This is a genomic window from Oerskovia sp. NPDC060287, from assembly GCF_042726775.1.
Taxonomy (GTDB): domain Bacteria; phylum Actinomycetota; class Actinomycetes; order Actinomycetales; family Cellulomonadaceae; genus Oerskovia; species Oerskovia merdavium.
The window spans coordinates 1-10,030 of sequence record NZ_JBHXBO010000154.1 but is presented as its reverse complement, the minus strand read 5'-3'; the positions used below and the strand labels follow the sequence as shown (position 1 = coordinate 10,030).

The following is a 10,030-nucleotide window of genomic DNA, read 5'->3' as shown; positions in this document are numbered from 1 at the left end:
TCACTGGGGAGAGTCGCGCCGGGGCCTCGGACGATTTCACGCTACTGATGCCGGGCCGGGAGGGAGATGAGGGGATCCCACATCCTTGCTCGCGGGGTAAGGGAAAACCCGTACCCCGGGTACCGAGCCCGGGCCGGGTCCGGCGAGGGTCTCAGGTCGTCAGCACGCGCCGCTGTCGGCCCAGGCGCCCCACTGCTGGGAGCCCGGGGCCTCGCCCTGGGTCCAGTACTTCGCCGTCCACGTGCGGCCGGCGTGGCTGACCACCTTGCCGCCCGTGTAGGTCTCGGTCGCGGACCAGGCGGCCGCGAGGCACGTCCCCGTCCCACCGGTCGAGCCCCCGGTGGTGCCACCTGTACCGCCCGTGCTGCCACCCGTCGTGCCGCCCGTGGGCTCGACGACCGTGACGCCCCGCGGGTGGTCGTAGGTCGTCGAGTACGACACGCCGCCGATCGTGACGATCACGTTCGAGAACTGCGCGATCGGCATGGTCCACTTCAGCTGGTTCGTGATGCTGCCGCCCGCGGGGATCCCCCCGAGGGGCACCGTGAACTGCGCGGTGTGGAAGTCACCCTTGAGCCCACCGACGTTCGGGCCCGCGTGCCCCTTCGTGACCGTCGCGGTCTTCATGCCGGACCAGTCGCTCATCTCGCCCGTGTCGGTCGTCCCGTACTGGAAAGAGATGGTCGCCCCCGCCGGGATGTCGGTCTTCGACCGGTTGGTGAAGACGACCTTCGGGTTGATCGGGTAGTTGCTGTCCCCGAGCGCGAACTGGGTGTAGTCGATGCTCATGTCGATCGCCTGCTGGGGCATGACCCGGTCGGCGTTGGCCTTGGTGGCCCCGTAGGCGGTCGTGGCGCTCAACTTCGAGTGCATGAGGTCGACCATGGTCTGGCCGATCTCGTACTGCCCCTTGGCCGAGTTGTAGCCGTAGTCGCCCGCGAGCTCCCAGATCATGATGCCGCCGAGTCCCGTGTCCGCGACGTAGTCGGTCTTGGCTCCGATGGCCTGCGTCGTGTCCCCCGAGAGGAAGACCTTCTTGCTCGCGTTCCACCACCACTCGTTCTTGGTCACGGGATCGAAGTGGTGCTCGTACGAGCCCGTGACCGCCGTCGGGACCTTGTAGGAGGCCGCGTAGTCGCCCGCGATGCCCTTCTGGAGGTTGAGCGCGTGCCAGATCGGGTTCACACCCGCCGGGACCGCGTTGCCCTGGGGATCGGAGTCGAACCAGAGGTTGTCGACGCCCTCGGCCCCGTAACCGCACTTGCCGTTGGTGCCCGCCGGGCACGCGAAGCCCGACGGCGGGACCGCCTTGCCCCCCATGCCGTCGACGCCGCCCTGGACGCCCTGGAACCCCCGCGTGTAGAAACCGACACCGAGATTGACCCGCCCGGCCGGCATGGCGCCGCGGAAGTAGTGCGCGGCCCAGTCGCCGTTGAGGTAGCCCATGCCCTGGTACGCCGTGTAGACGCCCGCGGCCGTGAGCTCGGGGTCCTTGCCGTCGTCGAACAACGGCGAGTTGCCGCCGACGTGCTCGTTCCACGCACCGTGCAGGTCGTAGGACATGAGGTTGACGTAGTCGAGGTACTGGACGACCTGGAAGGCCTCCATCCCCCGCAGCAGCCATCCCGACGACGGCGTCGCGGTCGTCAGCATGTAGTACTCGCCGTCCTCGGCCCCCGCCCTGTCGAGCTTCTCGCGAAGAGTCTTGAGCAGGTTCACGTACCCCTGGAAGTGCTTGTCGCGCTTGGCGTCCGAGAACGCGAAGTCGTCCGGGTTGCCCGCGCCCTTGTTGGACGTGGGGTACTCGTAGTCGATGTCGATGCCGTCGAACCCGTACTGACGGATGAACGCGACCGTCGAGTCCGCGAACGTGTCGATCTTCGCCTGGGACTCCGTCATGGTGTAGAAACCGCCGGACGCGACGCGCTTGCCGTCCGCGTCGAAGTACCCACCCGTCTCGGCCCAGCCGCCGACGGCGGGGATCACCTTGACGCCCGGGTTCGCCTTCTTGTACTTCGCGAGCAGGTTGAAGTGCCCCTGGTACGGCAGGCTCGGGTCCATCTCCGCACCGGCGACGCCAGGCCACGTCATGCCCGTCGACGCGTTGCCGGCCGCCTGCGCGTTGACCGAGATCTTGTTGTCCGCACCCACGTGGGCGAACGCGTAGTTGATGTGCGAGAGCTTGTCCCACGGGATGTCGCTCGCGAGGTAGCGAGGCTGCCCGTTGGCACCCGTGCGCCAGCTCGAGAAGTACCCGATCACGCGGCGGTCGAGCCCGTTGGGGAGCTTCTCCCGGCCGTCGGCGTCGTAGACGTCGCAGTAGGGCACGTCGACGCCGGGGGTCTTGTACATACCGTCGGGACGGCACGCCTCGTGGCCCGTCGCCGGGGTCACGGGCGGCGTGGGCGTCCCCGTGGGGTCGGGGGTGGCCGTCCCCGTGGGGTCGGGCGTCCCCGTGGGGTCAGGGGTGGCCGTCCCCGTGGGGTCGGGCGTCCCTGTCGGGTCGGGGGTGCCGCACACCCCCTGGGACTCCCAGGGGCTCGTCGTCTCGGTTCCCGGGACGTTGCCCTGCGTCCACCACTTCGCGCGGTAGTTCACGCCGCCGTACGAGGCTGTCGCGGACCCGGTGTAGGTGGCCGTCGAGGACCACGCAGGCGCGCAGGCCGTGGCTGCGGTCGAGGACGTGGCGGTGGCCGTGACGACCATCGTCGCGAGCAACGCTGCCGTCGTCGCGAGGGCCGCGCCGACCCGAGCGCGGTGCCCGGTGAGTTTCACGTGCATGAATCTGCCTTCGTTGTGCGGAGCGCGGCACACGGTGTGCATGCAGCGCAGAGGACCGCAGGGCGTCACCCTGCGGGAGGAGGGGCTGGACCCGGGGTCGGTCGGGCACGAGGCGATGCCCCTGCGCGACCGACCCCGGTCCGGCGGCGGAGAGCCGCTCCGTGGGTCCCGCCGACGACCGAGCCTCGTGGGGCGTCGGTCCTCGGCGGGGGCCGGGGGTGCGAGCCGGGGGCGGGGCGGGGTAGCCCGCCCCCGGCTCGGCTGTCAGCAGGCGCCGAGCGCCTGCCACGGGCCGTACTGCTCGGCTCCGGGCACGTTGTTCTGCGTCCACCACTTGGCCGTGTACTTCTGACCCTGGTGAGAGACGGTCGCGCCGCCCGAGTAGGTCGCGGAAGCGGACCAGGCCGGTGCGGTGCACGTCCCCGTGCCCGTCGTGCCACCGGTGGAACCGGTCGTGCCGCCCGTCGTCCCACCGGTCGTGCCACCCGTCGGGTCGGTCGTGCCGCACGCGGCGACGAGCTCCCAGGGGCTCCCAGCCGTGCCGGGGGTCTCGTTCAGGGTCCACCACTTGGCCTTGTAGTTCTTGCCGCCGTGGGACACCGTCGCGCCACCGTTGTAGGGGCTGCTCGCAGACCAGGCCGGCGCGCACGTCGTCCCCGTCCCGCCCGTCGGGTCCGTCCCTGTCGGGTCGGTGCCCGTCGGGTCCGTCCCGGTCGGGTCAGTACCCGTCGGGTCGGTGCCCGTCGGATCCGTCCCGGTCGGGTCACCACCGGTCGAGCCGCCCTCGACCGGCCCGGTCGCAGCGGCGCGGAACTTCGTCGCGAGCCCCTTGAGCAGCGAGCCGTCCTGGTTGCCCGTGAGGTCCCACCACATGGCCCCGCCGAGCTTCTTGCCGGCGATGTAGTCGCCCTTCACACCGACGGACCTCGGGTCGTCGAAGCTCCACCACTGGTTGCCGTCGTAGCGCCAGGAGGCCACGGATACCGGGTCGAAGTACCCCGTGCCGAGGTTCTTCAGCTTGTCGTAGTCCTCGTTGCCGGCCTCCCACGTGCCGGGCCCTGCATCGGTCGCGACGCCCCAGGGGGCCGACGACGTCGCGCCCTTCCAGCCGCGCCCGTACATCGCGAGGCCCACCGTGAGCTGCTTGGCCGGGACTCCTGCGTCGAGGTAGGCCTTGACGGCCTTGTCGACGCTGTACCGCTTGTCCGCGGGACGCGTGTCGGTCGGGTCGTCGTACAGGTTGCCCTGGTGGCCCGTGAGGGTCTTGTTCCAGGCACCGTGCAGGTCGTAGCCCTGGATGTTCCCGAAGTCGAGGTACCGGTAGTTCTCCGGGTCGTTCCACCCGCCGGACGCGATGTCGTCGGGGTTGGCCGGGAGGAACGCGCTGAGCTGGTAGTGCTTGCCCGTCGTGGCGCCGTACGCGTCGAGCTGGGTGCGGAACTCCTTGAGGAGCGCCTTGAAGTTCGCCTTGTCGTTCGCGACGTCGACGATGTTGCCGACCTCGCCGTTGAGCGAGCCGGGCCACTCCCAGTCGATGTCGAAGCCGTCGAACACGCCCGCTGCCGAACCGGCGCCACCGCGGCCGTCGACGACGGGCAGGTTGCCCTTCAGGTACAGGTCGATGCACGAGGACACGAGCTTCTTGCGGCTCGCGTCGGTCGCGGCGGCCTTGGAGAAGTTCTTGGACCAGGTCCAGCCGCCGATCGAGAGCATGGCCTTGAGCTGGGGGTTCTTGGCCTTGAGCTGCTTGATCTGGTTGAACGAGCCTGCGAGCGGCTGGTCCCAGGCGTCGGCCACGCCCGCGACCGAGTTGGCCGCGGTGTAGCCCATGCCGTAGTCGGCCCACGCGTCGCCCGCGCCGTCGGACCCGTTGGGGCCGGTCCCCTGCGCCTTGTTGGCCTCGAAGCACGTGAGGGTCTGGTGGTGGATGTTGCCGAACGCGTAGTTGAGGTGCGTCAGGTCCGCGGCGGCGCCGGAGTCCTGGAGCTCCTTCATCTTGAAGTCACGCCCGTACACACCCCACTGGGTGAAGTACGCGACGTTGCGGTAGCCGTTGATCGCGCTGTCGCCAGAGGTGGCGGTCGCGGTGGCTGCGGGGACCGGGGCTGCGGTCGCGGCGCCGGTGCCGGCGACCAGGGACGCGGCGAGCAGGGCCGTCGCGGTCAGTCCCGCGGCCACCTTCCTCGCGTGGCCTCGTGGGGTTCTCAGTCGCATGTGTCTACCTCACTGGGTGGGGGCGCTCGGCCCGGTGACCCCGGACGTCGTTGCCCAGGAACACCCCGACCCTAGGGAGCGACCACGCCCTCGTGAATCAGCGTTTCCCACATTGTTCACCTCGCGTACATACACGGGTCCGCGTAGGTGTTCCCCCGTACGTACCGTCCGCGGACGTACGTGCTCTCAGCGCCCGACGCCGTGGGCCCTCAGCGTCCGACGCGGTGCGCGAGCACCGCGAGCTCGACCCGCGAGCGCACCCCGAGCTTGCGGAAGACGCGTCCCAGGTGCACCTCGACCGTGCGGACGGAGAGGTAGAGCTGGTCCGCGGCCTCACGGTTGGAACCGCCCTGCACCACGAGGAGCGCGACGTCGAGCTCTCGCTCGGTCAGCTCGTCGGACCACCGCCCGCGCAGCTCGTCGAGCGCGTCGTCGGACACGTCGCTCTCGCGCGCGGCGAGCCGTGGCCTCCCCAGGCCCGACGACGTCGCTCCCGTCCTCACCCCGGCTCCGCCCGGGGTACCGGGACCGGCGTGCACATCCGGGGCGAGACGGGCGTCGGGCGTCGCGAGGCCGTCGTCGAGCAGCGCGAGAACCCTCGTCAGCTCCTCGTGCGCCTGCCGGGCCCACGCCCGCGCACCCGACTGCGTGAGGAGCTCGACCGCCGAGAGCAGGTGCTCGTGCGCAGCGGGCAGGTCCCCCCACCGGGTGAGCGCGCGCCCCAGGCACAGCTCGGTGCGGCCGTGCTCGAACGGCGAGGCGATCCCGCGACCCGCCGACGCGACCGCGTCGCGCAGCACGACCGCGTCCTCCGGACGCGCCAGGGCGATCTCCGCGCGGGCGAGCGTCGCGACCCGGTTCGCCGGGGAGAGGTCCTTGGCCTCGACCCTGCGCCGGGCGAGGGCGCGCTCGGCCGCGTCGGGCCGTCCCGCGAGCACCCACGCCTCGACGTCGTCCATGCCCGGCAGGTGCAGCATGTGCGCGCAGTCCCGTCGGTCGGTCTCCGCCGCGAGCTCGAGCAGGGTCGCCGCCTGGGTGTGGTGCCGCGCGAACGACGCCCCGATGGCCCGGTCGACCAGGAGGCCGAGCCGGACCGGGCGCGACGTCGGGCACGAGCACGTCTCCTCGAGCGCCGTCGCGAGCGTCCCGACGCTCCCGTGGACCGCCATGTCGAGGCGCCGGGCGACCGCGACGCCGGTCCCCGCGAACGGCAGACCGACGGGGAGCCGGAAGGCCGCCTCCTCGAGCTCGCGGCGCGCCCTGGTGATGTTCCCCGACCAGAAGTGGACCAGGACCTGTGCGAGGCGCAGGTGCGCCTCGACGTACGGGGTCACGGCCCCCGCCGGGGTGTCGAACCAGCGGCCCCCGGAGTGCACCGGGGCGAGGTTCGCGACCGCGCTCGCGAGCGCCTGGCCCGCGACGTCGAGCGCGTCCTCGTCCGCGAGCGAGATCGCGCGGCTGACCTGGGAGTAGGCCTCCTGCTCCGCGGTGAGGGCCGAACCCGGTGTGCACGGTCCTCCGCCGCGCTCCCCGACCCCGTAGTTCGCGAGCCAGGAACGGGTGATTTCCAGGCCCCCGACGCCCTGCGTGCAGCGCCGGGCCAGGCGCTTGGCCGCGTCGAACGCCTGCGCGGCCGCGACGCCGTCGCCTCGCTCGGCATGCAGCGTGGCTGCGCTCGTCAGCCCGCGCACGACGTCCCCGATCTCGCAGCTTCCAGCCGCTTCCCGTGGGTTTCCGTCCCGGTCGACGCAGCACGTGCACGCGTCGTCGGTGTCGGCGAGCGCGAGGTAGGGCGCGATCACGTCGTCGGGAACCTGCCCCTGGACGTGCGTGAGCGCGACGACCAGCGGGCCGAGGATCTGGGCCGCGCTCACGGCGCCCTCGCAGCGGGCGGCCCGCCGCAGCCAGTCCGCGGCGTCGTGCACGTGCCCGGACTGGAGCGCAGCGGTGCCGGCGAGGACGTAGGCCTCCCCGCGCTCGGTCCCCGTGGCCTGGCTGGCGGCCTCGCGCGCTACCTCGTGCGCCCAGACGACGTCGCCCCGGTCGAGCAGGCGCTGCGCGAGGGACACCAGGCCGGGGACCAGCGCCGCGTCGCCCGCGAGGGTCGCGAGCGCCGTGTGCCAGGTCGCGATGTCCTGCTCGTCGACCGCGGTGTGGACCGTGGCCAGGCGCAGGTGCGCTGCGGTCTTGTCCGCGAGCCGCGCCTCGCCGTGCACGAGCGAGCGGACGCGGGGGTCCGTGAAGGCGAACCTTCCCGAGACCAGCGACAGGTACCCCGAGAGGGGGCCGTCGAGGACCTCCTCGATGCTCAGGCCCGAGGCGGCGAGGAGGATGTCGGTGCGTTCGACGACCGCGACCGCCGCAACCAGCAGCGCGCGTCGCTCGTCGGGCGCGAGCTCGCCGAGGCGCTCGCCGAGCAGCCTGCGCACCGCGGGGACCGGCGGGAGCGGGTCCGGCAGGATGGCGGTCCCGGCGAGCTGCTCGGTCGAGAGCGTCCGGGCGGTCTGCGAGATCGCGGCGGCGTTCCCCGCCAGGTGCGTCGACAGCCTCGCGGCGACGTGCGGGGCGACGGACAGCCTCTCCTCGACGAGGAGGAGGTGCAGGGCCTCCGCGGGCCCGAGCGGGGCGAGCTCACGCACCTCGACGGGGTACGGCAGCGGGCGCTCGAACCCGCCCGGGACCGACGTCGCGAGCAGGACGAGCGAGGCGCGTCGCTGGGCCACGAGCCCCACGATCACGGCCCGGCTGATCTCGTCGACCAGGTGGAGGTCGTCGGCGAGCAGCACGACCGTCCGGTCGGGGACCGACTCCTCGAGGTACTCCGCGAGAGCGACGGCGCCGACCTCCGGGAGGTACCCGTACTCGGGGTCCGCGACGTCGAGCGGGCGCACCAGGCGGTCGGGGACGTGGCGCCCTGTCGCCTGGGCCAGCTGCGAGACGATCGACCGAACCGCGCCCCCCGAACGCTGCGCGCCGACGCTCTGCGCGACCCGCAGGACGAGCGGCTGGCGAGGCCCCTGCGTCTCGTGGAGAGCCTCGTGGACGAGCTCGAGCGTGGTGCTCGCACCCATGCCCGGCTCGCCCGACCACACGAAGGCGCCGCGGCCGTCCGCGACCGCGGCCAGCGCGAGGTCGATCTCCGCCCTCCGCGAGGACAGCCTCTCCGGCCGGTGCTCGATGGCCGTGCGGGACGCGCGTCCCTGCTCTGAGGTCAGGAAGTCTTGCTGGCTGGCTGGCATGTCAGACCCTCCCGTCCGGGGCAACGATGGCCGGACGACTCTCAGGAATGTTAACAACCCGACGTAAAGCCAGGCATCCTGTGCTGTTACCCGTGCGTGTCCACGACGGTCTCCCCCGTGGTGGCTTGCCGCCACCGGAGACCAGGTCTAGGGTGACCTCGTCCCTCCGTCCTGACTGCCGAATGCTCGGTACCTCAGTACGTGCACGGAACCAGAAGCAGATGAGAAGGAGGTGAGAGCGATGCAGGACGGCAGCAGTCATAGATCCCCGCACTGCGCGTTCGCACCCCTTCGTCCTGCCCGCTGACCTTCGTCAGCCCTTCCGGCCGGCCTTCCGGGGCGGTCGCCAGTGCGCTCCGTGCACCGTTTCCCCCGCCGCTCCTCGACCCCGCGCTCTCGCGCGCCGTCGGGCCCGGCGTCCGGTCGGCACCGTCGAGAGCACGGCGCCGGGAAGGACCAGCATGTCGACGACGACCCACCTCAGCACCGCACGCCCCACCACGTTCGGCGGTCGCGTGCCGCACGCGCGACGCGGCGACCCCGCGCCCGCCCGGCCCAACCTCGAACGACAGTCGATCACCTTCACGATCGGCCTCTACCTGTTCATCTGCACGGCCCTGCTCGGGACCCACCTCGTGGCCTCGCGAGCGGACGCGGCTCCGGAGGCTCCCACCACCGCGGTGACGTCCTCCGCTGTGAACTCGACCGCGGGACCCGGTGCGACGCCGTCGGGCCGCGTGCCCGTGCAGGAGGTGACCCCGTGACCACCACGCCGCCCACCCTGCTCGAGTCGCCCGGCGCGCACGACGCGCACAGGGTCCAGCCCACGCCGACCACGCGCTCCTCCCCCGCCCCGGGACAGCGCTTCGACCCCCGCACGCTGCGCCGCCACTGGCTCCAGGTCGCGTCCCAGGACCCCGGTGCGCTCCAGCACGCCCGCGACGAGGGCGTCGACTTCGCGGTCGCCGGCGGGCGGGTCTGGGAGACCGACGAGCACGTGTACCTGCCCGTCGTCGCGACGTACCGGCAAGGAGAACGGGTCGCCCGCGAGACGCTCGTGTTCGCGCTGTCCCCCGACCGCGTCGCGACGCTCCAGCCCACCAGGCACTACCCGATCTTCGACAAGGCCATCGCGCGGATGCGGCGCACACCGCGGCTGGTGCAGTCGTCGTACGGCGTCATGTACGCCCTCGTCTACGCGCTCAACGAGGCCGCCGAGCGCGTCATCCACCACGCGAGCGACCTGCTCGAGGAGATGTCGGACCAGATCGAGGAGGCCACGCTGGGCTACGACCGGCGAGGTCGGGAGATCGGCGTGACCGACATGCAGGGCACCATCTCCCGCATGAACCGGGCCGAGGAGATCGTCTCCAGCACGCAGGAGTCGCAGCTCTCGCTCGCGCGGGCCGCGCGGCACCTGCGCAGCGAGATCGCCGACACCGACCCCGTGCTCGCAGGGCTCGTCGAGACCCTCATCGCGGACATCGACGGCGTCAAGGAGCACGCGAGCTTCGAGCACGACAAGGTCCGCTACCTGCAGCAGGCGATCATGACCTCGCTCGACGTCAAGCAGAACCAGATCGTCAAGGTCTTCACGATCATCACGGCCGTGTTCCTGCCCCCGACGCTCATCACGTCGTTCTACGGCATGAACTTCACGCGCATGCCCGAGCTCGAGTGGGAGCTCGGCTTCCCGTGGATCGTGCTCGTGACCCTCGTGGCGGCCGTGATCCCGCTCGTCTACATCAAGCGGCGAGGCTGGCTGCGCTGACCGCTCGCGCCCCCGGACGCGCCGA

5 protein-coding genes are annotated in these 10,030 nt (G+C 71.7%); 2 read left to right on the top strand and 3 right to left on the bottom strand.

Translation table 11 applies throughout. The features are described from left to right. Window positions 1-159: 159 nt before the first annotated feature. The 3 genes from ACFWFR_RS13565 to ACFWFR_RS13555 form a co-directional block, all read right to left on the bottom strand. Window positions 160-2,781 (bottom strand): glycosyl hydrolase family 18 protein, encoded by a 2,622-nt coding sequence (locus ACFWFR_RS13565; protein WP_377623305.1) that lies wholly within the window; start codon window positions 2,779-2,781, stop codon window positions 160-162. 264 nt (window positions 2,782-3,045) lie between these two features. Continuing rightward, on the bottom strand, window positions 3,046-4,995 hold the full coding sequence (locus ACFWFR_RS13560) for a glycosyl hydrolase family 18 protein (RefSeq protein ID WP_377623304.1): 1,950 nt from the start codon (window positions 4,993-4,995) through the stop codon (window positions 3,046-3,048). A 209-nt stretch (window positions 4,996-5,204) separates the two neighbouring features. Continuing rightward, entirely contained in the window at window positions 5,205-8,234 is a 3,030-nt protein-coding gene (locus ACFWFR_RS13555; protein ID WP_377623303.1) for a LuxR C-terminal-related transcriptional regulator, read from the bottom strand. Between the two features lie 461 nt (window positions 8,235-8,695). On the opposite strand from ACFWFR_RS13555, the gene ACFWFR_RS13550 reads away from it, so the two are divergent. Continuing rightward, a complete protein-coding gene (locus ACFWFR_RS13550) occupies window positions 8,696-8,998 on the top strand; it encodes a hypothetical protein (protein ID WP_377623302.1) in 303 nt (100 codons plus the stop codon). Further along, entirely contained in the window at window positions 8,995-10,005 is a 1,011-nt protein-coding gene (locus tag ACFWFR_RS13545; RefSeq protein WP_377623301.1) for a CorA family divalent cation transporter, read from the top strand. The genes ACFWFR_RS13550 and ACFWFR_RS13545 overlap by 4 nt, the downstream gene beginning before the upstream one ends. Window positions 10,006-10,030 lie beyond the last annotated feature (25 nt).

Coding starts and splice junctions, on each gene's coding strand:
- ACFWFR_RS13565 (WP_377623305.1), bottom strand. CDS start 2,781: ATGCACGTGAAACTCACCGGGCACCGCGCTCGGGTCGGCGCGGCCCTC.
- ACFWFR_RS13560 (WP_377623304.1), bottom strand. CDS start 4,995: ATGCGACTGAGAACCCCACGAGGCCACGCGAGGAAGGTGGCCGCGGGA.
- ACFWFR_RS13555 (WP_377623303.1), bottom strand. CDS start 8,234: ATGCCAGCCAGCCAGCAAGACTTCCTGACCTCAGAGCAGGGACGCGCG.
- ACFWFR_RS13550 (WP_377623302.1), top strand. CDS start 8,696: ATGTCGACGACGACCCACCTCAGCACCGCACGCCCCACCACGTTCGGC.